General features: G+C 71.4%; 22 protein-coding genes. 6 read left to right on the top strand and 16 right to left on the bottom strand.

The window, feature by feature from the left end:
* Nucleotides 1-22 precede the first annotated feature (22 nt).
* Nucleotides 23-601 carry an antibiotic biosynthesis monooxygenase gene (locus IEZ03_RS25785; protein WP_184887513.1) on the top strand — a complete coding sequence of 193 codons (579 nt, stop codon included), beginning with the start codon at nt 23-25 and terminating at the stop codon, nt 599-601.
* 31 nt (nt 602-632) lie between these two features.
* Here IEZ03_RS25785 and IEZ03_RS25790 read toward each other — a convergent pair whose 3' ends face one another.
* The 3 genes from IEZ03_RS25790 to IEZ03_RS25800 are packed head-to-tail and all read right to left on the bottom strand — an operon-like array spanning nt 633 to nt 4,137.
* The gene (locus IEZ03_RS25790) at nt 633-2,432 is read right to left on the bottom strand and encodes a choline/carnitine O-acyltransferase (protein WP_184887511.1); all 1,800 of its coding nucleotides are present in this window, start codon (nt 2,430-2,432) and stop codon (nt 633-635) included.
* Between the two features lie 23 nt (nt 2,433-2,455).
* The gene (locus IEZ03_RS25795; protein ID WP_184887509.1) at nt 2,456-3,265 is read right to left on the bottom strand and encodes a class I SAM-dependent methyltransferase; all 810 of its coding nucleotides are present in this window, start codon (nt 3,263-3,265) and stop codon (nt 2,456-2,458) included.
* Nucleotides 3,266-3,273: 8 nt separating this feature from the next.
* On the bottom strand, nt 3,274-4,137 hold the full coding sequence (locus IEZ03_RS25800) for a HalD/BesD family halogenase (protein ID WP_184887508.1): 864 nt from the start codon (nt 4,135-4,137) through the stop codon (nt 3,274-3,276).
* A gap of 309 nt (nt 4,138-4,446) precedes the next feature.
* Here IEZ03_RS25800 and IEZ03_RS25805 point away from each other — a divergent pair, with 309 nt between their 5' ends.
* The 3 genes from IEZ03_RS25805 (at nt 4,447) to IEZ03_RS25815 (ending at nt 8,114) form a co-directional block, all read left to right on the top strand.
* The gene (locus IEZ03_RS25805) at nt 4,447-6,267 is read left to right on the top strand and encodes a serine/threonine-protein kinase (protein WP_184887506.1); all 1,821 of its coding nucleotides are present in this window, start codon (nt 4,447-4,449) and stop codon (nt 6,265-6,267) included.
* Nucleotides 6,268-6,335: 68 nt separating this feature from the next.
* Complete coding sequence (locus tag IEZ03_RS25810; protein ID WP_132045819.1) at nt 6,336-6,824, top strand: MSMEG_6728 family protein; 489 nt, start codon at nt 6,336-6,338, stop codon at nt 6,822-6,824.
* Nucleotides 6,825-6,893: 69 nt separating this feature from the next.
* Entirely contained in the window at nt 6,894-8,114 is a 1,221-nt protein-coding gene (locus IEZ03_RS25815; protein WP_132045821.1) for a PP2C family protein-serine/threonine phosphatase, read from the top strand.
* A 71-nt stretch (nt 8,115-8,185) separates the two neighbouring features.
* Here the strand turns inward: IEZ03_RS25815 and IEZ03_RS25820 are convergent, their stop codons facing one another.
* The 5 genes from IEZ03_RS25820 to IEZ03_RS25840 all read right to left on the bottom strand — a co-directional run bounded on the left by IEZ03_RS25820 (nt 8,186) and on the right by IEZ03_RS25840 (nt 11,931).
* Nucleotides 8,186-9,175, bottom strand: coding sequence for an alpha/beta hydrolase (locus tag IEZ03_RS25820; RefSeq protein WP_184887504.1), 990 nt, complete (start codon nt 9,173-9,175; stop codon nt 8,186-8,188).
* A gap of 318 nt (nt 9,176-9,493) precedes the next feature.
* Nucleotides 9,494-10,843 (bottom strand): zinc metalloprotease, encoded by a 1,350-nt coding sequence (locus IEZ03_RS25825; RefSeq protein ID WP_132045825.1) that lies wholly within the window; start codon nt 10,841-10,843, stop codon nt 9,494-9,496.
* On the bottom strand, nt 10,840-11,085 hold the full coding sequence (locus tag IEZ03_RS25830) for a hypothetical protein (RefSeq protein ID WP_132045827.1): 246 nt from the start codon (nt 11,083-11,085) through the stop codon (nt 10,840-10,842). The genes IEZ03_RS25825 and IEZ03_RS25830 overlap by 4 nt, the downstream gene beginning before the upstream one ends.
* Nucleotides 11,086-11,188: 103 nt before the next feature.
* Nucleotides 11,189-11,419: a hypothetical protein gene (locus IEZ03_RS25835; RefSeq protein WP_132045829.1), complete on the bottom strand. Its 231-nt coding sequence runs from the start codon at nt 11,417-11,419 to the stop codon at nt 11,189-11,191.
* A gap of 275 nt (nt 11,420-11,694) precedes the next feature.
* A complete protein-coding gene (locus IEZ03_RS25840) occupies nt 11,695-11,931 on the bottom strand; it encodes a hypothetical protein (protein ID WP_132045830.1) in 237 nt (78 codons plus the stop codon).
* A 262-nt stretch (nt 11,932-12,193) separates the two neighbouring features.
* Between IEZ03_RS25840 and IEZ03_RS25845 the strand changes: the two genes are divergently transcribed.
* Nucleotides 12,194-13,162, top strand: coding sequence for a TIGR03557 family F420-dependent LLM class oxidoreductase (locus IEZ03_RS25845; protein WP_184887503.1), 969 nt, complete (start codon nt 12,194-12,196; stop codon nt 13,160-13,162).
* Nucleotides 13,163-13,258: 96 nt separating this feature from the next.
* Here IEZ03_RS25845 and IEZ03_RS25850 read toward each other — a convergent pair whose 3' ends face one another.
* The 4 genes from IEZ03_RS25850 to IEZ03_RS25865 all read right to left on the bottom strand — a co-directional run bounded on the left by IEZ03_RS25850 (nt 13,259) and on the right by IEZ03_RS25865 (nt 16,466).
* The gene (locus IEZ03_RS25850) at nt 13,259-13,612 is read right to left on the bottom strand and encodes a hypothetical protein (RefSeq protein ID WP_184887501.1); all 354 of its coding nucleotides are present in this window, start codon (nt 13,610-13,612) and stop codon (nt 13,259-13,261) included.
* A gap of 69 nt (nt 13,613-13,681) precedes the next feature.
* Nucleotides 13,682-14,011 (bottom strand): MerR family transcriptional regulator, encoded by a 330-nt coding sequence (locus IEZ03_RS25855; protein WP_229808580.1) that lies wholly within the window; start codon nt 14,009-14,011, stop codon nt 13,682-13,684.
* Nucleotides 14,012-14,107: 96 nt separating this feature from the next.
* Nucleotides 14,108-14,545: an Hsp20/alpha crystallin family protein gene (locus IEZ03_RS25860; protein WP_184887499.1), complete on the bottom strand. Its 438-nt coding sequence runs from the start codon at nt 14,543-14,545 to the stop codon at nt 14,108-14,110.
* Between the two features lie 652 nt (nt 14,546-15,197).
* On the bottom strand, nt 15,198-16,466 hold the full coding sequence (locus IEZ03_RS25865) for a M14 family metallopeptidase (RefSeq protein ID WP_184887497.1): 1,269 nt from the start codon (nt 16,464-16,466) through the stop codon (nt 15,198-15,200).
* A 671-nt stretch (nt 16,467-17,137) separates the two neighbouring features.
* Here IEZ03_RS25865 and IEZ03_RS25870 point away from each other — a divergent pair.
* Nucleotides 17,138-17,623 carry a PraA/PraB family alkane oxidation protein activator gene (locus IEZ03_RS25870; RefSeq protein ID WP_184887495.1) on the top strand — a complete coding sequence of 162 codons (486 nt, stop codon included), beginning with the start codon at nt 17,138-17,140 and terminating at the stop codon, nt 17,621-17,623.
* 403 nt (nt 17,624-18,026) lie between these two features.
* On the opposite strand, the gene IEZ03_RS25875 is transcribed toward IEZ03_RS25870, so the two are convergent.
* Genes IEZ03_RS25875 through IEZ03_RS25890 form a run of 4 tightly spaced genes read right to left on the bottom strand, consistent with a single transcriptional unit; the run spans nt 18,027 to nt 21,527 of the window.
* Entirely contained in the window at nt 18,027-18,533 is a 507-nt protein-coding gene (locus IEZ03_RS25875) for a S26 family signal peptidase (protein ID WP_268248558.1), read from the bottom strand.
* Nucleotides 18,530-20,416: an ABC transporter ATP-binding protein gene (locus IEZ03_RS25880; RefSeq protein ID WP_229808581.1), complete on the bottom strand. Its 1,887-nt coding sequence runs from the start codon at nt 20,414-20,416 to the stop codon at nt 18,530-18,532. The genes IEZ03_RS25875 and IEZ03_RS25880 overlap by 4 nt, the downstream gene beginning before the upstream one ends.
* Nucleotides 20,413-20,961 (bottom strand): TlpA family protein disulfide reductase, encoded by a 549-nt coding sequence (locus IEZ03_RS25885; RefSeq protein ID WP_184887493.1) that lies wholly within the window; start codon nt 20,959-20,961, stop codon nt 20,413-20,415. The genes IEZ03_RS25880 and IEZ03_RS25885 overlap by 4 nt, the downstream gene beginning before the upstream one ends.
* Complete coding sequence (locus tag IEZ03_RS25890; RefSeq protein ID WP_184887491.1) at nt 20,958-21,527, bottom strand: MauE/DoxX family redox-associated membrane protein; 570 nt, start codon at nt 21,525-21,527, stop codon at nt 20,958-20,960. The genes IEZ03_RS25885 and IEZ03_RS25890 overlap by 4 nt, the downstream gene beginning before the upstream one ends.
* Nucleotides 21,528-21,669: the final 142 nt, after the last annotated feature.

A 21,669-nucleotide genomic window follows, 5' to 3' on the forward strand; every position in this document is an offset into this window, starting at 1 on the left:
GGAACCGGTGAGGTTCCGGGGCATGGACGAAGGGGAACCGGAAGACCCCGTCACGCTCGTGCTCACGTGGGACGTCAGGCCCGGCCGGGAACGCGACTTCGAGGAGCGCGCGGAGCGGCTGCACCGCGCCGCGGTCCGGTTCCCCGGGCACCTGGGCGCGGTGTGGCTGCGCGCCGAGGGGGCGCGGAACCGGTACTACACCGTCGTCAACTTCGCCGGCCAGGAGCGGCTCGACCGGTGGCTGGAGTCCGCCGAGCGCGCGGAGACGATCGACCGCATCCGCGAGGTCGCCGACGAGCACCGGCAGGACACCACCGGGATGGAGACGTGGTTCAGCCTGCCCGGGGAGTCGGTTCCGGCGCCGTCGAAGCTCAAGATGATCGCCGTGACGTTCTGCGCGGTGTATCCGCTCAGCCTCCTGCTGAACACGTTCGTCACCCCGCTGACGAGGTCGTGGCCGCCGCCGCTGCAGGCGCTGACGTTCCCGCTCCTGGTGATCCCGCTGCTCACCGTGTTCGTCATGCCGGCGCTGAGCAGGCTGCTGAGGCGCTGGCTGTACCCGTCCGGGCGGACCCACCGGCCCGCGCGGCCGGGCCGGTGACGTCCGCCCCGGCGGTCAGGCGAGCAGGCGGTCAGGCGAGCAGTTCGCGGAGTTCCGTGACGGCCTCGCGGAGGCGGTCGGCGAACACGTGCATCGCGTCCGCCACCGCCTGCGGCGTGCTGAGGTAGACGTTGAACCGGTCCGGGAGCAGCACGTAGGCGACGCCGATGCACTGCTCGCTGGTCGACCCGAAGCCGAAGTACCGGATGTTGACCGACGGCGCCGAACTGGTGCTCAGGTAGTCGTCCCGCATCGTCAGCCAGCCCGGCGACTCGAACAGGCCGAGCGGCTCGGTGACGCCGAGCTCCTTGCCGCGCCGCCGCTGGATCATCTGCAGCTCCCAGAGGTGCTGCTCGGGGGCCTGGCCGCTCTGGCACTCCTTGGCGCGCCGGACGTGGGCCTCGGCGGCGGCGCGGAACGCGTCCCGGCGGGCCTCGGCGCCGGCGTCCGGGTCCTCCATCAGGTCCACGAACCGCAGGACCTCCGGGGTGACGACGCGCATCGCCTCGGTGCGCCCGTGCCGGTACTGGCGGGTCGCGATCGACTCGTAGGTGGCGCCGGTGATCCCCTTCGCCCGCCGGTGCGCGAGCTGGTAGGCCATCTGCACGAACGCGTCCGGCGACATCTTCAGCGGCTTGATGTGGGCGGAGCCGAAGTCCTCGAACGACACCGTGGCGGTGGCGGTCGCCGCGCCGTAGGCGGCGAAGGCCGCCGCGGCGTCCTCGATGTCGTCCCGCAGGGCGTCGTCGAGGACGAACTCGATCGGCTCGATGACCGGGAGCCCCTGCGACACGGCGCCCGAGCGGCGGGAGACCAGTTCGGGCGGCGCGTCCAGCAGCGCGTCCACGAAGGCGAGGATCGTCGTGCCGTCCAGCTCGCAGTGCTCGACGTTGATGCCCGCGGTGCCGTCGCCGAAGACGACGAACGACACGGCCTTGTCGAACCAGCGGTTGCCGCTGTCGCCGTGGAGCAGGTGGTCGCAGGCGTCGAGGGTGTTCTTGGGGACGAAGTTCTCCAGGCAGACGCAGAACAGCGCCGCCTCCACCTCGTCGATCGCCTCGGCGTTGCGGGGGTCGAGCGCGATCAGGGCGCGGCGCCTCTCGGCCCACTCGGCGCGGGCCATGGTGGTGAGGTGCCCGGCGGACGGCTCCGGCGCCGCCTCCGCCTTCATGATCGTCTGGAGGCCGGCCGTCAGCTCGTCCAGCGTGTGCGGGCGGCCGTCCGGGCCGAGGACGTCCATCCGGATCATGTTGCCGCGGAAGAACACCACGATGTGGCGGGCCCGCGACGGCCCCGGCCACTCCGCGGTGTAGGGGGCGCGGACGGTGTCCTGCCCGGCGCCGGGGATGCGGGTCGTGGAGAACAGGTACTTGTGCTGCTCCATCGTCAGCGGGCGTCCGCGCTGCACGGCCGGCGGGACCTCCTCGGCGTCCAGCCGCAGCTTGTAGTCGAGGGCGCCGGCGATGAGCCCGGCGGCGCGCTCGGCCTGCCCGTCGGCCGACTCCTTGAACAGGAAGAAGAAGTTGGCGTTCAGGGCGATGCGGTCCCGCCGGCCGAGGTAGCGGTACGGCCAGAAGGTGTCGAGCCAGCTGTGCACGCCCTCCGCCGCGTCGTAGCGTTCGAGCGCCGCGTGCAGCGCGCGGCCGGGGCCGCCCGGGCGGGCGAACTCCGCCAGCGCGGACTCGGTCCGCGCCCGCTCCTCCGCGGTCAGCAGCGGCCCGCACCACTCCATGAACTTCGCGCACGTCGCGTCGAGCGTCGGCAGCGGCACCCGCGGCAGGTGCTCCTCGTTGCCGAAGGTGCGGGTCGAGATCTCTTCGCTGGCGTTCACTTCGATCCTCGTGTTGTCAGTGCTCAGGTGCACGGCTTGGAGATGTAGAGGCGCGCGTAGAACCAGCCGGTGGTCTCCAGCCCGGCCGGGTCGACGCCGGCCGCCGCGAGGCGGTCCAGGACGAGCGACCGCTCCTGCGGTGTCGCGAAGCGCCGCTGCCGGAACAGCCCGTCGTGCCGGACGGTCTCGTACCCGGCGGCGGCGAGGGTGTCGGCGATCGGGTCGAACGGGAACATCCGCAGCACGAAATGCGCCATCCACGGCCGGCGGCCGTCCTGCGCCTCGACGATGCGGGAAATGGTGCGCTCGGTGACGTATCCGAGGCAGCCGGTGGAAATGACCAGGTCGGTCCCCGCGAGTTGCGCGCGCTGCTCGTCGGTCGGGTCGCCGTTCTCCAGATCGGCGTGGACGGCGCCGTCCAGGAATCCGGCCTCCAGCGCGTAGGAAAGGGCCTCTTCCGAGGCGTCGAGGCCGAGGAAGCGCAGGTCGTTCGCGGTTTCATGGGAACGGGTCAGCTCCCGGTCGCGGGCCAGCAGCGTCGCGCGGGTGCGCCGGCGGGCGTCGCGGCCGCCGTAGCGATCGTACAGCTCGCCCATGGTGGCGCCGTATTTCACCAGCGCCGCGTTGATGCCGTAGGAGCAGCCGATGTCCAGAACGGTCGGGCGCGGCACCCCGAGCGCCTGCCGGTATTCCGCGATGAACCGGCGGAAATGCGGTTTCGCCAGTTCCGGGATGTTGTAGTCGAGTTCGCGCAGCGTGCCGAAATAGGCGCGCGGGTCGGGCGAGGTGTAGATGTGGTCGAGCGAGATCTTTCCGGTCGTGTCAACGCGCACGCGGTCTCCTAATCCAGCAGCCGGTCCACCCGGACGGCGCGCCCCTCCGCCGCCAGATGTGCGGGCAGGACGCGGCCGAAGAGCTGCTTCGTGCGCGCGACGCTGCCGATGACCCCCGGACGCTCGCTGTAGGCGAGGATCGCCGTGTGCCGAGCGGTGTTGCCGCCGACGGTGCTCACCCTGTGCAGCGAGTACCGTCCCTTGAAAAGCTGCAGGTCGCCGGGGCGCAGTGCCAGCCGGCGGATGAGATCGCCGCCGTCCCCGGTGAGCACCCTGCGCACGTCGCCGAAGTTCTCCGCCTCCGCCGACCTGATGTTCGGGCAGTACTCGAAGACGCCGCCCTCCTCCGATTCCCGGGTGAGCAGGCTGACCGTGAACTCGTTGGTGTCGAAATGCCAGGGATGCTCCATCCCGGGCTTGACGACGTTGAGGCAGAGCGCCGACAGCGGGTCGGCGAGCTCGTGCACCCGCGGCAGCCCGAAGCAGGCCGCGACGAAGCGCTGGAACAGTTCGCTGGAATAGAGCCGGTGGACGATGAAGTCCGCGGGGATGTGGTCGCGGGCGACGAACGCGTTGCCCCGCTCGATCGTGATGCGCCCCGGGTGGTCTTCCGGCAATGGGGTGCCGATGTCGATGTTGTAGGCGTTCACCGTTTCGACGTCGTAATGGGCGCGCGGCGCGATCGTCGCGCATTCCGCGCTCAGCGCGTCCTGCAGTGCGGGCCGGATGAAGTCGGGAAGCACGCAGCATCCCGATTCGGCCAGCGCCTCCCGGGTCCGGGAAACCGCGGCGTCCCATCCGGGGCCGCCGGGATCGGTCAGCGGATAGCGGCCGGTGTCGACGACCTCCGCGAAATCCTCCGCCGCACCCATGAAGATCCTTCCGCCTCGGCCGACCCCAGATGGGTTTAGCACAGTCCTTCGGGCCATTCACGGCCCCTCCTTTCCGGGGTGGTTGTCAGAAACCGATAGGCCGGGCCCGTGACCTGTGACTTCGAACGGTCCCGGACGCGCGCGCCCGCCGCCGGAGGTGTGGTCCATCTCACCCGGCCCTCCGGCGGCCCCGCCAAGGGGGTGGCGCCGGGGGCGCGTTTCCGCGAACCTTTCGGCGCGCGGGAGCGTCACCGACCGGTGAGGTTCGATCATGAGCAGCGCGTGTGCAGACCCACGGGGGTGGCCGGGATGGAATGGCGGCTGGCGGAGTTCACCGAGGACCGCGAGCTGGGCCGCGGTGCGCAGGGGCGGGTCGTCCTCGCCCGGCACACCGCGTCCGGCGCACCGGTCGCGATCAAGTACCTAGGGCGGGCGGACGCCGCGGCCGTCGCCGGGTTGCGGGCCGAGGCGCAGATGCTCGGCCGGCTGACCAGCCCGTACGTGGCGCGCCTGTTCCGGTTCGTGGAGAGCGAGCACGGCGCGGCGATCGTGATGGAGGCGGTCAACGGGGCGTCGCTCAAGGAGGTGCTGCGCGAGCACGGGTCGCTGGCGCCGGAGGCGGCGCTGCTCGTGCTGAAGGGGTCGCTGCTCGGGCTCGCCGCCGCGCACGCCGTCGGGGTCGTCCACCGCGACTACAAGCCGGCGAACGTCGTCGTGCGGCCCGACGGGCTGAGCAAGCTCGTCGACTTCGGCGTCGCCGTCCTGGCCGGGCAGGGCTCGGCCGCCGGGACGCCGCTCTACATGGCGCCCGAGCAGTGGCGCGGCGAGGCCGCCACGCCCGCCACCGACGTGTACGCCGCGACGTGCGTGTTCGTCGAGTGCGTGACCGGGCGCCGCCCGTTCCCCGCGGCGGACCGGGCCGCGCTGATGAACGGGCACCTCACCGCGCCCGTCGACGTGGCCGGCGTGCCCGAGCCGCTGCGCCCGCTCGTCCAGCGCGGGATGGCGAAGGACCCGGGGGAGCGGCCCCCGGGCGCGGCGGAGTTCGTCACGTGGCTGGAGTCCGCCGCGGCCGCCGCGTACGGGAGCGACTGGGAGCGCCGCGGCGTCCGCGCGCTGGCCGCCGCCGCGGTCGCGCTGGCTGCGCTGTTCCCGCTCGGCGCGCTCGCGGTCGCCCCCGCCGGGGCCGGTGCCGCAGGGGCGGCCGGCGCGTCCACCGCCGGCGCGGCGGGCGCGGCCGGGACGGGCGGCGGGGCCTCCGCCGGCACCGTGGGGGCGTCGGTGAGCAAGGGATTCCTCGCCACGGCGGCCGGGAAGGGGACGATGGCGGTCGCCGGCACCGCCGTGGTCGCCGCGACGGCGGGCGGCGCGATCTACGCGGTGCAGGACGACGCCGAGCCCCCGCCCGCCCCGGTCGTGACGCTGGCCGCGGACAGCCGGACGCTCACCGGCGGCCCGGTGCCGATCGAGATTCAGAACGCGCGGTACGCCAGGGTCACCGGCTTGGGCGACCCGGCCCTGGAGCGGCGGATCAACGCCGAGCTGCGCGGCCCGCTGGACCGGCTCATCGAGATCGCGCGGCGGGGCGTCCGCCAGGCGCCCTGCCCCGCGGGCAGGCCCATGGAGATCGGCACCGAGACGACGCTCGGGGTGCGCGGTCCGCGGCTGGTGTCCGTCCGGTACTTCCAGCTCTCCGACTGGTGCGGGCAGGCGGACGGGTCGCCCGGCGGCGAGGTCGTCACCGTCGACCTGCGCACCGGACGCAGGCTCACCGCGGCCGACGTGTTCCGTCCCGGCGCGCTGACGGCCGCGGGCGTGCGCCGGCTCCAGTCGAGCGTCGAGCAGCGGGCGCCGACCGAGCCCCGGTGGGAGGACTGCAGCCCCGACGGGCGGTTCGAGGTCGCCGACTTCTTCCCCAGGAAGGCGCCCACCGTGCCTGGCAGGGACACCGACCCGCCCTTCCTCAACGCGTTCTTCACCCCGGGCGAGTTCCGGATCGCCCATCTGTCGGGCGGAAGCGACGGCTGCGCGAACCTCAGCTTCGGCGCGTCGTACGCGAGCGTCCGCGACCTGCTGAAACCCGAGATCGCCGCGGCGCTGCCCGGCGGCCCGTCCCCCGCCCGGAGCTGATCCGCACCGGGTCCCCGGCTTTGCGATCCCTCGACGCTCAGCCGCGCGCTCCCGGGTAGGGGACGGGCGTGCAGACGTTCCTGCCGTACGCGGACTTCGCCGCCACCGCCCGCGCCCTCGACCGGCGCCGGCTCGGCAAGCAGCGGGTCGAGGCGATCCAGGTGCTGCGCGCCGTGACCGTGCCCGATTACGGCTGGCGGCACCACCCGGCGGCGCTGATGTGGACGGGGTACGAGGAGGCCCTCGTCCGCTACGGCCTGGAGGTCTGCGGCCACTGGTGCGAGCTCGGCCACGGCGACACGTGCGCGGCGACGCTGCGCGCCGACCTCGAAGGGGCGACGGGCGTGCGGCGGCCGCGGAACCAGGAGGAGCTCGCCGGCGCCGGGGAGCTGCCGCCCTGGCTGGGCGACGCCGAGTTCCACCTGAGCCACCGGTCGGCCCTCGTCCGCAAGGACCCCGAGTTCTACGGCGCCCTCTTCCCCGGCACGCCGGACGACCTGCCCTACGTGTGGCCCGGCTCGGACCGCGGGCCACATGGGAGACGTCCAACCGGGTAACGGAAGGGCGGAACGGTGCCGAGCGAACGGACGGTGCCGAACGAACGGACGGCCTAGGACGGCGAACCGATGCTGAGAGAGCTCGTGGCGGCCAGCCACCTGATGTCCATGGAGCAACTGCCGGGCGCCGTCGCCCGGCACGCCGCCGACTCCGGCCTGCACGACGTGCTGATCTACGCCTCGGACGTGCAGCAGACGGTCCTGCGGCTGCTCACCGGACGCGGGCACGACGCGGGGCAGGACCCCGGCGACGAGACTCCCGAGTACAAGGTCGAGGGCACGCTCCCCGGCCGGGCGTTCCGGACCATGCGGCCGGTGAAGGGCCAGGTGTCCGACGACGGGCGCTGCCAGTGGTGGATGCCGATCCTCGACGGGGCCGAGCGGATCGGGGTCCTCCGCGTCACCGTCGGCCGGGACGACGAGCAGGCCCTGGACGACGCCGAGTACCTGGCCGGCCTCGTGGCCCTGCTGGTCGTCAGCAAGGGCCCCTACAGCGACTCCTATTCCCGGCTGATACGGACCCGGCCGATGACCGTGTCGGCGGAGATCCAGTGGCGGCTGCTGCCGCCGATGACGTTCGCCAACGACCAGGTGGTGATCGGCGCGGCCCTGGAGCCCGCCTACCAGCTGGGCGGTGACACGTTCGACTACGCGCTGGCGGGCGAGACCGTCCACCTCGGCGTCTTCGACGCCATGGGCCACGACACCACCGCGGGCCTGACGTCCGCTCTCGCGATCGCTGCGTGGCGCAGCAGCAGGCTGCGGGGCGCCGGGATCCTGGAGACGGGCCAGGCGATCGAGGAGGAACTCGTCCGGCACGACGGCTCCGGGCGTTTCGTGACGGCCGTGCTGGCGGAGCTCGACCTCCGGTCGGGCGCCCTGTCGTGGGCCTCGTACGGGCATCCCGAGCCGGCCGTCATCCGCGGCGGGCGGTGGGTGACCACCCTGGACTGCCGGCCCGGGGCCCCGCTCGGCACCGACCTCGGCGTCGTCCCGAAGCTGTGCACCGAGCAGCTCCAGCCGGGCGACCGGGTCCTGTTCTACACCGACGGGATCGTGGAGGCCCGCGACCCGCAGAAACGGGAGTTCGGCCTCCACCGCTTCGTCGACTTCATCATCCGCCACGAGCAGGACGGGATGCCCGTCCCCGAGACGCTGCGGCGGCTCATCCACAGCATCCTCGACCACCACGCCGGTCACCTGGACGACGACGCCACCGTCCTGCTGGTCGAGTGGAACGGTCCGCTGGGCACCGGCGAGGACGCAATGGACGCGTTGCGCCAAACCTGAACCCCACCCGATTCGTTGACTTGCGGCGTGTTGTTGTTATGCAACGCTCCATAACAACAACACGCCGCAAGTCAACGGGGTGGGGGGAGGCCGAGGGACTGCAGGAGCATCGGGTACGCCTTGTGCAGCTCGCGCTCCCAGTACGGCCAGTCGTGCTGGCCGTCGTAGAAGCGGGTGGTGACGGGGATGCCCCGGTCGCGCAGCCGTCCGGTGAACGAGCGGGCGTGGTCGCGGGTCGCGGCCTCGACCGGGTCGGTGAGCGGGAGCCCGCCGAGCGGCCCGGCCTTGCCGTTGCCGCTGGCCACCCACAGCCGGACGCCGCGCAGCCGCTCGGCGAGGTCGGCGGGGTTGTGCGCGCGCCAGATCGCGGCCTGGTCGTCGGGGTGCCCCCACACGCGGCGCCAGTCGGTGCCGGGGCACGCGAGCGCCGGACCCCAGCCGGTCGAGTTCTTCCCCGGCTCGTGGCCGAGGAGCGTGTCGAGGTATCCGCTGAACGCGGCGGCGGCCTCGAACATGCCGGGGAAGCGCGCCGCGTAGAGCATCGCGCCGAGACCGCCCATGGAATTCCCGGCGATCACGCGCCGTTGCCCGGCGTTGTAGTCGCGTTCGAGAATGCGGCGGAGTTCGGTCATGTGGAACGTCTCCCATTGGGGCGTTCCGCCTTCTCCGTAGTTCCACCAGTCGGAGTAGTTGCCGCAGCGCCCGCCGTTCGGCATGACGACGATGACGCCCGTGCGGGCGGTCAGTTCGGCGACGTCGGTATCGCGCGTCCAGGCCGTGTAGCCGTCGACTCCGCCGTGCAAGAGCCAGAGGGTGGGCCAGGTCCGGTCGGTGTCCTTCGTCCATCCCGGCGGGAGGAGGAGCCGGACCTTCTCGATGCGGCCCATGGCGGGGGATTCGATGGTCAGGTCCACGGTGCGGGACGCGACGGACGTCTCGGCGACGACCTCGGGTCCGGTGCCGGCCAGGGCGGTGGAACGATCCACGGTCGGGGCGGGGACGAGCAGGGCGAGCAGGGCGAGGGCCGCCGCGCATGCGGCGGCGGCGACGCGGTGAAGCAATGCGAGGCCTTTCGAGAAAGGCCGGACAGGGTACGCCGGCCTTCGAAAAGGGGGGGGTGCCGTCGTGCGGCTGATGTGCGGACGCGGAATCGCCCTCGATTCCGGTCGCCTTCGGGCGGGGATGTGCCCGGTGATGATCGTGCTCGGCAGGTTACGGGACGGGTCGTGCTCACTACTTACTCGGAGTAGGTTCCCGTTGTCCGTGCTTTCGAAGCTTCTTCTATAAAGCGTATAAAATGCATTACCGGCCGTTGGAAAACGGTGCGCCGGGCGCCCGCGAGGGGCGCCCGGCGCACGTCGGAACCCGGGGGTGGGAACTCAGGAGTCCGCCACCGGCTCGGAGACCGGGCCGTTGACGTACCGGACGGCCTGCCGCACCAGCCAGCGGGCCGCCATGTAGAGGATGAGCAGCACGCCCAGCAGCGGCAGGATGAGCAGGATGATCTGCAGGCCGGAGGTGACCAGCACGAGCGGGCTCGCCCCGTTCGACGCCGCCGTGGCCAGGCCGCGGATCATCATCCAGTCCTTGGCGACCAGGTTCGGGATCTGCGTCGTGATGAGGCCGAGCTGGAACACCAGCAGCGGCACCACCGTCAGCACCCAGACCGTGACGAAGATCTGCGGCCAGCGCTTGAGCTCCTGGAGCTTCGGGTCGGCCGGGCGGCGCAGCAGCTTGCGGCGCAGGATCGGCCCGATGTACTTGAACAGGTCGGGGATGCCGATCAGGTCCGACATGATGTAGTAGCCGTCGAACCGGAGCGTCGGCAGCAGCTGCTGGATCATCTCGAAGTTGACGAACAGCACGGCGACGAGCAGCGGCTCGAACCCCGTCCACAGGTACAGCCCCGCGAGCCCGAGGACGAAGATGCCGTTGAAGTACACCCCGGCGAGGTCGGCGCGCAGCCGCCCGGCGCGGCCGAGCCGGTACGACTCGGTGATGTCGGTGTAGAACGCGGGCCACACGAGGTAGATCCCGCAGCCCATGACCCCGGGGCGGACGCCGCCGTACCGGCAGGCGGCGGCGTGCCCGAACTCGTGGAAGACGCACGACAGCACCCCCAGCCCCATGATCATCAGGATGCTCACCGGGACGAGCAGGGTCTGCTGGAACGCCTCCGCGATCGACCGGCTGGTGAGCAGCCAGACCTCGCACCCGATGACGGCGGCGACCGTGACCGCGACGATCACCGGCCGGAACAGCCAGCTGAACAGCCCGGCGATGAACCAGGTGACCCGCTCCGGGCACACCGCGACCTTGAACTTCAGGCCGAGAAATGGATTCGCCTTGACCAGGGGCGGCGACGTGCCGTCGGTGTAGCCGGTGACGCCGAGCGGCGCGAGCTTGCGGTCGACGAGGTAGACGACCTGCTCGGCGGTCAGCCGGGCGCCCGCCTCCTCGCTGACCGTGGCGGCGACCGTTTCGAGCGCCGCGGGGACGTCCCGCGTCTCGGCCAGGTCGCGGTGGTCGTGCAGCGCCTTGGCGACGAGGAACAGCAGCGGCGGCAGCCTGACGAGCTGCCGGTTGGGGAGGCACACGAGCTGGGGCGGCTCCCGGTAGCCGGAGTTCTTGAACTCGCCGACGAGTTCCGCGCCCTCGGCGAGGGCCGGGAAGGCGAGGGACTTCGGAACGCCGGCCTCGTCGACGGCCTGGTCGGCGGGGGTGCTCATGAGTCGTGGTGGACGGAGACGGGAATGCAGCTCAGCGTCGTCTCTTCCGGCTGGGCCAGCAGACCCGTGCCGAGGAGGCCGGACGTTCCCGCCGAGTGCCAGTACTGGCAGGCGTACACCGCGTCGGTGCCGCCGCCGCCTCCGCCGCCGGCGGACGACAGCACTAGCCGTCCGGGAAGGACCTCGCCCGACAGCCGGTCGAGGTCCGCGTAGCTGAGCTTGTGAGGGGTCGTCTGGCTCATGGGTTCGCCTTCAGATCGTCCGGAAAGAGGGGGAAGGGCTGGCGGGAGAACACCAGCCCTTCCGTGCGGGCGCGAGCCCGCGGTACTGCTCTTCGGTCAGCCGTCAGCTGCCCGCGGCCACCGTGCTGCCGGCGCAGGCCATCGACGAGCTGTTGGTCGCCGGGTTGACGATGCCCAGCAGGCCGTGGTTGACGGCCGTCACGGCCTGGCAGTTCGGCGCGACGATGGCGCCGCCGCCGTTGCCGCCACCGGCGAGAAGGGTGGACAGAACGGCGCGCTCCGGCAGGACCTCGCCGGTCAGCATCTCGAGCTCGGTGTAGGTGTACGACTTCATGTCATTCCTCTTCTTGGTCGTGCCCGGATCTCACGGTGGATACCGGATGTCCCTTTTCCCGCCTCCGGTCAGAAGCAGGTAGCTCTACGTATAGCAGACCTCACCTGGAGTAGCCAAGCATGGGCCTGCCAGCGGTTTCACCGTGTCCCCCGGAGGGGACGCGCGGCGCGCTCGGCCGCCGCCGACCACGACTTCCCGCGGGAGAGGAGGAAGGGCTGGCGGGAGAACACCAGCCCTTCCGTTGCGGGCGCGAGCCCGCGGTACCGACTCCTCGGTCAGCCGCCCGCGACCACGGTGCTGCCGGCGCAGGCGATCGACGAGCTGTTGGTCGCCGGGTTCACGATGCCCAGGAGGCCGTGGTTGACGGCCGTCACGGCCTGGCAGTTCGGGACGACGATGGCGCCGCCGCCACCGCCGTGGCCGCCGCCGGCGAGCAGGGTGGACAGAACGGCGCGCTCCGGCAGGACCTCGCCGGTCAGCGTCTCGAGCTCGGTGTAGGTGTAGGACTTCATGTGGTTCCTTTTCTTCCTTGTCACGCCCGGATCTCAAGGTGGATACCGGATGTCCCTTTCCCGCCTCCGGACAGAGGCGGGTAGCTCTACGTATAGCAGACCTCACTGGGAGTAGCCAAGATCCCCTTGTCCAGCGGTTTTGTCGCTTACGGGAGGCTCGCGGGACGCCCGCGGGAGGGGGCGTCAGCGCCTCGATGCGCTGCGGGACGGGGCTTGCGGCACCGCGACGGTTCAGCGCGCGGGGGCGGGTATGCGGGCCTGCATGGAATTCGGATACACACTGCTCTGCGAGCAGACACCGCCCAAGCAGCTCGTGGCCGACGTGGTGGAGGCGGAGGAGGCGGGCTTCGACTACTCGGCCGTCTCCGACCACTACTTCCCGTGGCTGGAGGACCAGGGCCACTCCGCCTACGCCTGGTCGGTGCTGGGCGCGCTGGCCCAGGCCACCCACCGCATCCCCCTGATGACGCAGGTGACGGCCCCGATCATGCGCTACCACCCGGCCGTGGTGGCGCAGAAGGCCGCCACGATGGGCGTCCTGTCGGACGGGCGGTTCACGCTGGGGCTCGGCGCCGGCGAGAACCTCAACGAGCACGTCGTCGGCCGCGGCTGGCCGTCGGTGGACGTCCGGCACGAGATGTTCGCGGAGGCCGTCGAGATCATCCGGGCGCTGTTCGGCGGAGACTACGTCAACTACCGGGGCCGGCACTTCACCGTCGACTCCGCGAAGCTGTACGACCTGCCGGACCGGCCCGTCCCGATCGGGATCGCCGGCTTCGGCCCGCGCGCCGGGCGGCTGGCCGCGGAGCACGGCGACCTGCTCATCTCCGACCAGCCCGTCAAGGAGACCGTGGACCTGTTCCACGCGGAGGGCGGCGCGGGCAAGCCCGTCTACGGGCAGCTCCCCGTCTCCTACGGGACCGACCTCGACGAGTGCAGGGAGCGCGCGCACCGGATCTGGAGGTTCTCGGCTCCGGGGTGGAAGGTGATGGCCGAGCTTCCGGGCCCGGTGAACTTCGAGGCCGCGGTGCGGACCGTCCGTCCCGAGGACGTCGCCGAGTCCGTCCCGTGCGGCGACAACGTGGACGACTACGTCGAGGCCGTCCGGAAGTTCGCGGACGCGGGGTTCACCCACCTGGCGATCTGCCAGTCGGGGGCCGAGCACCAGAAGGACTTCCGCACGTGGGCGGAGGCCGATCTCCTCCCGGCCCTCCGCGAACGTTTCGGCTGATCAAAGTTCGCGTCCGTGTTCCGGACGCCGGGTGACGCCCGCGCCCGCGACGTCATCCGCGCGGTAAAGGTCTGCCGATCTTTGTCCCGGCCGGGCTCAGGCCGTCGCGGGCTGCGGGCCGTGGCGGGTCCAGAGCACCGTGGCCAGGAGTTCGTCCAGTTCCTCCGGGTCGCCGGGGATCAGGTCCGGCGCTTGGAGGAGGGCCGCGAGGCGGCGGACGTCCGGGTCGTCGGCGTGCGCCTGCAGCCATTCCGGTCCCGCGCAGTCGCCGACGGCCGCCACCAGGTCGCGGAGCGACGCCGGGGCGGCCACGTCGCCGGCGGCGTGGACACCGGCCAGGACGTGCAGGACGGCCGCCGCCCTTTCGCGTGTCTCGGCGTTGCGGGTGCGGGTGTGGACGTAGTCCGCGGCTGTGCGCGTCTTGCGCAGGATGAGCGTGGGGGCCGTCATCGCGGGGTCACCTCCCGGGAGCTCGGCTGAACGTTGCGCTTGCTCTGCCCGTCCCACGTTACCGGCCGGTCAGGCCCGGTCCCCGGGGCCGGAGCCCAGGGCGTCCAGGCGGCGGGTGAGCTCGTCGCGCTCCCGGGTCACCTTGGCGAGGTCGTGCTGGAGCTCGATGATGCGGCGGATCGCCGGCAGCGTCATGCCCTCGTCCATCATGGTCACGACCTGCTGGATGCGGCCGATCTCGTGCCGGCTGTAGCGGCGCTGGCCCCCGGCCGACCGGCGCGGCGAGACGACCTGGTGCTGGTCGATGCGGCGCAGGAACGCCTGCTGCACGTCGAGCATGTCGGCGACCTGCCCCACGGTGAACAGGGCCGCGTGCTCGTCGTCCATGGGCAGCTTCACGCGCACTCCTTCTTCTGCCTCCGCCGGACGGGACCGCGGCCCCGCCCCGGTGATGCCCGGGACCGGGCCGCGGTGATCCGCCGCCGGATGCTCCGGTCAGCTCTTGAGCGCCTTGCGGCCGCGGCCGGTCTGGATGGCGACCTTGCGGGGCTTGGCCTTCTCCAGCACCGGGATGCGGATCGCGAGGACGCCGTTGTCGTAGGCGGCCTCGATGGCGTCGGCGTCCAGGTGCTCGGGGAGGTGGACCCTGCGGGTGAAGGAGCCCATCAGCCGCTCGCGGACGAACGGCCGCTCCTGCTCGCCGATCTCCTCGTCGCGGCGCGCGCTCACGGTCAGGATGTCGCGGTCGACGGTGACGTCGATGGAGTCGGGGTCGATCCCGGGCAGGTCGAACCGCAGGACGACGTCGTCGGCGCGCCGGATGCCGTCCATCGGCATGCCCGCGCCGTGCCCGTTGGCGGTCGCCTGGCGGAACACCCGGTCGACCTGGCGCTCGAACTCCTGCACGAACGGGTCGATCGACGTCAGCAGCATGATGCCTCACCTCCGAAGATGTCCCGGGCCGCGGGACGGCCCGGGGGCCTGATCGCCACAGAAGAGAACTTGCAACTTGGACTGTAGGTTACCTCTAGTCGGCTGTCAAGCATCTGTACGGATGCACTTGACACGCTTCTGTCTATGTGGGTATAGGAAAGGTGTATCGGTCGATGACCTGGTGAACGCGCGGAGGGTTCCAGGGGAGTGATCGAGTTGCAGCGCCTCGTGCCGCGGCGGGTGGACCGCGAGTTCGCAGAGCTGATCTGCGCCGACGGCCGGTGGCTGAGGGAGGAGTTCGACGCCCTGGTCGCGGCGTCCTTCGGCGGACCGCCCGTCCGGCTCGGGCCGCCCGCACCTCCCTGGACACCGCCCACCGGGCGACCGTGGCGATATATCCCGTTCTCGTGCCCGCCGGCGCGTGTCGCGCGGCGCGCGGGCCGGCCCGTCGGGAGCGGTCTCCCGATGCGGCGGCAGCGCGCACCTCCGCGAGGCGGCCTGGTGCGCGTACGTCATGAGGAAGGACGACCGGAAGGAGGGCTATCGCAGCACGGAGCCGTCAGCTGAAGTCTCGCTCTTTCGCATCTGCCGGACCGGCGGGCGGCGACCGCCCGCCGGTCCTCTCATGTCCGCGGCGTCATGATCCGGGACGTCAGGCGGCGCAGTACTGGGCCTGCTTGCCGATCGCCCGGTAGGGGCAGTCGGCGTAGTCGGTCAGCCGCAGCAGGGCCTCGCGACTCCGCTGGACCTCCCGGTCGATCGCGGACGGCGGCGGGTAGAAGCTGCCTCCGCCCAGCTCGAACGTGTACGAGAAGATGCGGTACTGGCCCCACGTCCAGTCGATGGTCGTGCCGTCGGTGATGTACAGGTCGCTGGACTGCTCCGGGGTGAACCCGTTCGTCGAGGCCAGCTCACGGCCGATCGTGCGGTGGGCCAGCTCGTCGTCGGCGGTCATCGTCCCGGGGACGGTGTTGTTGTAGGTGTAGCCGAACGGCCACAGCACCAGCTCGGCCTCGGAGTGGACGTCCAGGAACATCTTGATCTGCTGCCGGCCGCCCACGACCCGGCTCCGCACGAAGTCGGCGATCACCTTGGTCTCGGGGGCCGACTCCGCGCGGGTGCCGCGGTAGGTCTGGCTGGAGCCGCTGCCGGACGAGCCGCCGCAGCACCCCCACCGGTAGGCGAAGTTGCGGTTGAGGTCCGTGCCCGTCGACGTCGAGTTGGGCTGGCGGTTCTTGCGCCACATCCGGCCGGCGGAGGTGTCGCTGGTCATGTCGTAGACCTGGCCGTCCGGGTTCACCATGGGCATGATGTAGATCTCGCGCCCGTTCACCAGGTTCCTGATGCGGCTGTTGCCCGCGTACCCGCTGGTGAGCTGCCCGATGTAGTCGAGCGCCTGCTCGGCGGTGAGCCGCTCGCGCGCGTGGATGTTGGCGATGATGAGCACCTCGGGCTCGTTCTCGTCCACCGCCACGTTGTCGCTGATCTTCACGCCGACGATGTCGCGCCCCTGGTACGACCTGCCCGCGACGAACTGCCGCGCGATCTGCGGGTACGCGGCGACGACGGAGTCGACGTTCTGCCGCATCTCGGCGTACGTGTGGTACGACGTCGCGGCCTTGGTCTCGACCGGGGCCGGGGCCGCCGAGGGCGCGGACCGCACCGAGTAGCCGAGTCTCCGGATCGCCCGCACCTCCGCCGGGATGGCGGTGACCGAGAGCTCGCCCGTCCGGACGTCGTCGATCGCCGCCCCGGTCCGCGCCACCTCGGTGCGCTGCTGGGCGGTGCCGGGACCGGTCACCACGTACTGCGCGGCGGCGTCCGGGGCCGGGGCGGCCGCGGCCGCGGGGGCGAAGGCCAGGACGAGGGCGAGCGCCGACGGGATCGTGAGGAGGGAGCACAGTTTCCGTGCACTGTTCATCGGATACCTGCATTCGTGCTGCGCGCCCGGCGATCGCCTTGCGGGATGCCTGAAGGAAGCGCACGGGCGCTGGGGGTGCCGTCACCATGAACGGGAACGGAACGCTTGACAATGGCCGGCCGCCCGCGCGGCCCATCGGCGGAAATCCTCCGCCGGAGGCGTGAAATGCCAGGCCAGGGTTCCCGTGGGGCGGGTCGCGGCGGCTCCGGTTCAGATCAATCGACGCCGATGTGAAATTTCAATGGACCATCGAGATGCGCTGTTCAGGCTGAAACAGGTTCTCATCCGGGACGGTTCCCACCCTGGTGCCGGGGGGTTTCGGACCGGGTCCGCCCGGCGTGCGGAGCGTGACCGTCCCCGCCGGGGCATCGAGCTCGCGAGGTCGATTTATGGACGTCTCGTATCGGCATTTACGGCCGAGTTGTGACCGGAATACCGGATATTTTGTCTGGGTATTGACCAGGCCGTCGCCTTTGCTTACCTTCTTAATAGAACGCGTTCTACTCGTTGGGGCCCGTGTCGATGCGGACACGGCTGCTCCGGCTCCCGTCCTCGAAACATGACGCCCCGCCGTCCATTGGCCACGGGCGCGGTGCCGCATGGGTCGAAGGGCTCCCACCCCGTTCCTTCGGGTGCAGGCGCGACGCCCACCGTTCGAAATGAGGACTACCTTGTCCCGCACCACGAAGAAGCTGGCCGCGATCGCATCGACCACCGCCGCGGCAGCCCTCACCGTCGCCGTCACCGCCACCCCCGCTATGGCGTGGACGGCCGGTAACTTCACCGCCACGCTCAACGGCACGATGGTCATCAACGCCGGCATCCCCGCCGAGTGCACCGGCTCGACGCTGACCGGCACCATCGACGCCAACGGCAACCTCACCATCACCTCGGCCTCGGTCAGCGGCTGCGGTGTCACGGTCACGCCCAACAACCTGCCGTGGTCCGGCAGCCTCAACAACGGAGTCGCGACCCTCAACGGCTTCTCGATGAGCGCCATCGGCTGCACCTACGGCGGCAACCTGTCCGGCAGCTTCAGCGGCACGGACCTCCCGGTCTCCGCCACGTTCGCCAACCAGAAGGTCAACAAGACCAGCGGCTGGCTGTGCCCGGGCTCCGCCACCGTCACCGCGACGTACGACTTCGCCGCGGCCTGACCCCCGGTGACCGGGCGGGCCCGACGTCAGCCCGCCCGGTCTCCGACCCGTGACCCCGGTTCCCACCCCGCCGGGGTCACGGCATCGGCGGACATCGGATGAGCACCCCCGGGCGGGCGATGGCTCATCGAAGTAAATGCCATCCGAGAAGCTGATCAATGGCCGTAAGTACCTGTTCTACACAGGTCGGTGACGGCCGCCTCGTGGCGGAAAGTCCGGGGACGCGGCGACGCGGCGATCCGGGCGCCGTGGCGTTCGGCTTTGCCGGGATCGTGGTGCGCCCCCGTAGGACGCGATGTCTTCTGCCTCGTCCCGGGGCGTGGCGATCTCGGTGCGGCGAGCAGGAAGCCTGTTGCGGTCGTCCAGCACGGGGTGCCGACTGGTCGCACCGCAGCGGCGCTCCTTAACGCGCTCTGCCAGATGCTTCGTCCCGAGGCCGTAGGTGGCGTACGACGACGCCGAGGACGCCGTCTCCAGACACGTAGCCGAAGTAGCGGGAGTCGGTGCTGACCCGGGTGTTGTCGCCGAGGACCAGCATGCGGCCGTCGGGTACGGGGGTGCCGGGGGTGGTCGAGAGCGTGGCGGCCAGGGATGCGGGCACTGGGTCGCCCGGCACGGCCGCCACCCTTTTGATCATCCAGGCGTGGCCGGCTGGGTGCCGGCTCGCGCGTGCGGTGGTGCCGGGCGAAGGGCTGGACTGGAGGTGTCCGGCGCTGCGGGCGACGACGATGTCGCCGGCGCGGACGTGCCGCAGCGTTCTGCGTCGCACCAGGACGCGGTCGCCCCCGTAGAGCGTGGGTTCCATGCTCGGGCCGCTCACGTCGATCACGAGGAGGTGGCGGTGCAGCCAGGCGATGAGCGCGGCGGTCGCGGCGAGCGCGGTCCCGGCGGCGAGGGCAGTTTGGATCACGGCGCGGCCACCTCTTCGGCCGGGGCCGGCTGGTAGCCGGTCGCCTGCAGCGTGAACAGGTGGGCGTACGTGCCGCCGGTCGCCATCAACTCTGCGTGGGTGCCCTGTTCGACGGTCTGTCCGTTGTCGACTACGACCAGCAGGTCGGCGTCGCGGACGGCTGCCAGCCGGTGCGAGATCAGCAGGCTGGTCCCTCCCGCGCGGTGCTCGCGCAGCCGGGTGTGGATCTCGTGCTCGGCCTCGGCGTCCAGGCCGGAACTGGGCTCGTCGAGGATGAGCAGGTCACGCTGGTCGCGCAGGAACGCGCGAGCCAGCGCCATCCGCTGCCACTGGCCCCCGGACAGGGTGACACCGATCTCCGGGTCAGTACCGTCCTGTTCCGTGTCGCCTTCGGCGAAGAACCGTCGCGACAGCAGCGTGTCGTAGCCGCGGGGCAACGCGCTCAGCGCGTCGTGTATCCCGGCTCTGCGTGCGGCGGCCCGCACGCGGTCCAGGCCACGGTTGTGGACGTCGCCGAGCCCGATGTTGTCGGCCGCTGTCAGGTCGTACTCCATGTAGTCCTGGAAAACCACGCCGATCCGCCATCGCAGCTCGGCCGGGTCCATGTCGCGCAGATCCACCCCGTCCCAGAGGATCGCGCCGTGCTCGGGGTCGTAGAACCGGCACAGCAGCTTGACCAGTGTGCTCTTTCCGGCTCCGTTGCGGCCCACCAGGGCCACGGAGTGGCCGTACGGAATGGTGAGGTTCACGTCGCGCAGTGCCCAGGGATGCTCCGGCGAGTAGCGGAACCACACCCCGCGTACCTCGATGCCGCGACGCAGCGGCGCGGCCGCGCGTGGCTGGACGGGTACCGGCAGGTCGGGCTCGCTCGTGGTGATGGTGAGGTAGTGGTCGAAGAGCAGCAGTTGATGGTTGGCCTGCGTCATCTCCCCTACGAGGGCGATCGTGGCGCCTTGGACCCCGGCCACGGATGCGATGAGCAGCGGTATGTCGCCGGCGGTAAGGTTTCCGGCTCGGGCGGAGAACAGCGCCCACATCAGGCTGGCTCCGGCGATGGCGGCGGCTAGTGCTCCCAGGCCGGACTGGATCGCCAGGTCGCGCCGGTCCATCCGGCGCCGTTGCGCGTTGGCGTCGCGCCGCTGCGCGGTCATCAGCTCACGGAAGTGGCGGGCGGTCCCGAACAAGCGCAGTTCCTTGGCGGCCTGCACGCTGCTCAGCAGCCGCTGGAAGAAGATCTCTCGCCGCTCCATCGGGCTGATCCGCCACATCATCGCCGCGCGGAGCCGGGACAGGTACAACTCGGCGGCCAGCGCGGGGACGGCCACGAGCAGCGCCGCCAGCGTCAGCCATCCGCTGATCACCAGCAGCGACCCGAGAAAGCCGACGATGGTGATCGCGGTCCGGCAGACGGCCAGCACGGCGAACACCACCCCGCCGGGCGCGCTGCCGCCGGCCGCCTGTGCCAGCGTCAACCGGTCCAGGAACTCCGGATTCTCGAACCTGGCCAGGCCGGGCAGCCGTTCGGTGGCCGCGAAAAGCCGGTCCTGGGCGGTCAGGCCGACCCGACGCTCGAGCTCTTGCCGAAGGTAGCCGGACAGGTGCGGCAGTACGGCGGCCGCCATCCCGGCGGCCAGGAGGCCGCCGCCCACCCAGGCCAGAACCGACCCGCTGACGGACCGGCCCACTATCGCGTCGAGCGCCAGTTTGGTCAGCAACGCCACCGCGACCGGCACCACCGCCGCCACCAGTTGCAGCGCCCCGTAGCCGAGGATCAGGTACCGGCCGGCGTGCCACGCCAGGGCCAGAGCGTGCCCGATCCTGGTGGCACCGGCCCTGGCCCCGGTGCGGACTCCGCCGAGGGTGTCGCGCATGGCGATGGTCACACCCCGGCGGTGGCGGCCGGTCGTGCCGGCTCCAGACCGGTGCCGACCACGGTTCCGGACTGGTCGAGAACACCGAAGCTGGGAAAGCCGTTCACCTCCAGCGCCGAGCTGATCTCGCCGGTCATCGGCGGTTCGGTGACGACGCGGGCGACCGGCTCCAGCCGTTCGCGGTAGGGGGCCGTGTCGTCCTCGGACTCTCCGACGACGACGGCGATCACCTGGTCGCGTCCGCCGGGGAACGTCGCGGCGGATTCGACGAAAGCGGGCAGCTTCTCCTCGCAGGCGGGGCAGCGCGGCGTGAACACGCCGACCAGGGTTCGGCCGGACAGCCGGCCCCGGGACACCGGCTCGCCCGTGGTGGCCACGGCCTCGAACGGGCCGGCGGTCTCGCCCTCCGCGAGCATCCCGCTGGGCATTGCCCCCGACAGAGTCGAGATCAGCTCGGTGTGGTGGCGGAGCCGCCGGATCACACCGAGGGTGAACACCAGGTCCAGCAGGCAGACCGCGAGAGCGAGAAGGGCCAGCGCGGCAACGATGGGCATCATCGCAGTAATCCTTTCGTGGGACGGTAGTCGTGGGGAGCGACACCGGGCCGGAACAGGTCGGCGAGGTCGTCGGAGGTCACCATGACGGCGGCGGCCACAACGCCGGCGACCATGGCGGCGACCACACCCGCCGGCTCCAGCGGCCCCGCCGCCGCGCCGGCGGCCAGCCCGAGAGCGGCCGAAACGGCCAAGACGACGTTCCGGACCAGGTGCACGCCGCCGACCGGACGCGTCGATGCGCCGAAGCAGTTGCAAGGTGCGCGGTCCCGGCGCCGAAGCGCGGCCATGACGGTCACGGTGAAGGCCAGCGCGAGGAGGCCGGCGAGGACGAAACCCGCCCGCGCCGTCTCGGGGAGCACCAGTAGCACCGGCACCGCCGCCTCGGCGGCGAGCACACCACCGGCCAGCACGCCGGCCGGGACCCGGGAGACCACCCATCCGGGTCCCAGCCGACCGGTGGCCCTCACGAAGCCGGCGAACGCTCCCCGGCCGCGCACCTTGCCCATGACCGAGGCGACGAACACCAATCCGAGCATGCAGCGGCAAGCCAGCACGACGTAACCCATCGAAGATCCTCTCCGCGGCCGGCGAAGCGGCCGAAGCAGGAACTCCACCGCTCGAGACAGCCATTGAGTGACACGGCTTGGGCGACATCACTCGGGGACACGTGCTCGCCAAGCAACGTCAAGGTGCGGCCTGCTCAGACCG

Source organism: Actinomadura livida (assembly GCF_014648675.1).
Taxonomy (GTDB): Bacteria; Actinomycetota; Actinomycetes; order Streptosporangiales; family Streptosporangiaceae; genus Spirillospora; species Spirillospora livida.

Coding starts and splice junctions, on each gene's coding strand:
- IEZ03_RS25845 (WP_184887503.1), top strand. CDS start 12,194: ATGGAATTCGGATACACACTGCTCTGCGAGCAGACACCGCCCAAGCAG.
- IEZ03_RS25890 (WP_184887491.1), bottom strand. CDS start 21,527: ATGGGTTACGTCGTGCTGGCTTGCCGCTGCATGCTCGGATTGGTGTTC.
- IEZ03_RS25850 (WP_184887501.1), bottom strand. CDS start 13,612: ATGACGGCCCCCACGCTCATCCTGCGCAAGACGCGCACAGCCGCGGAC.
- IEZ03_RS25815 (WP_132045821.1), top strand. CDS start 6,894: ATGCTGAGAGAGCTCGTGGCGGCCAGCCACCTGATGTCCATGGAGCAA.
- IEZ03_RS25805 (WP_184887506.1), top strand. CDS start 4,447: ATGGAATGGCGGCTGGCGGAGTTCACCGAGGACCGCGAGCTGGGCCGC.
- IEZ03_RS25830 (WP_132045827.1), bottom strand. CDS start 11,085: ATGAGCCAGACGACCCCTCACAAGCTCAGCTACGCGGACCTCGACCGG.
- IEZ03_RS25835 (WP_132045829.1), bottom strand. CDS start 11,419: ATGAAGTCGTACACCTACACCGAGCTCGAGATGCTGACCGGCGAGGTC.
- IEZ03_RS25885 (WP_184887493.1), bottom strand. CDS start 20,961: ATGATGCCCATCGTTGCCGCGCTGGCCCTTCTCGCTCTCGCGGTCTGC.
- IEZ03_RS25785 (WP_184887513.1), top strand. CDS start 23: ATGGACGAAGGGGAACCGGAAGACCCCGTCACGCTCGTGCTCACGTGG.
- IEZ03_RS25825 (WP_132045825.1), bottom strand. CDS start 10,843: ATGAGCACCCCCGCCGACCAGGCCGTCGACGAGGCCGGCGTTCCGAAG.
- IEZ03_RS25840 (WP_132045830.1), bottom strand. CDS start 11,931: ATGAAGTCCTACACCTACACCGAGCTCGAGACGCTGACCGGCGAGGTC.
- IEZ03_RS25800 (WP_184887508.1), bottom strand. CDS start 4,137: ATGGGTGCGGCGGAGGATTTCGCGGAGGTCGTCGACACCGGCCGCTAT.
- IEZ03_RS25865 (WP_184887497.1), bottom strand. CDS start 16,466: ATGAACAGTGCACGGAAACTGTGCTCCCTCCTCACGATCCCGTCGGCG.
- IEZ03_RS25860 (WP_184887499.1), bottom strand. CDS start 14,545: ATGCTGCTGACGTCGATCGACCCGTTCGTGCAGGAGTTCGAGCGCCAG.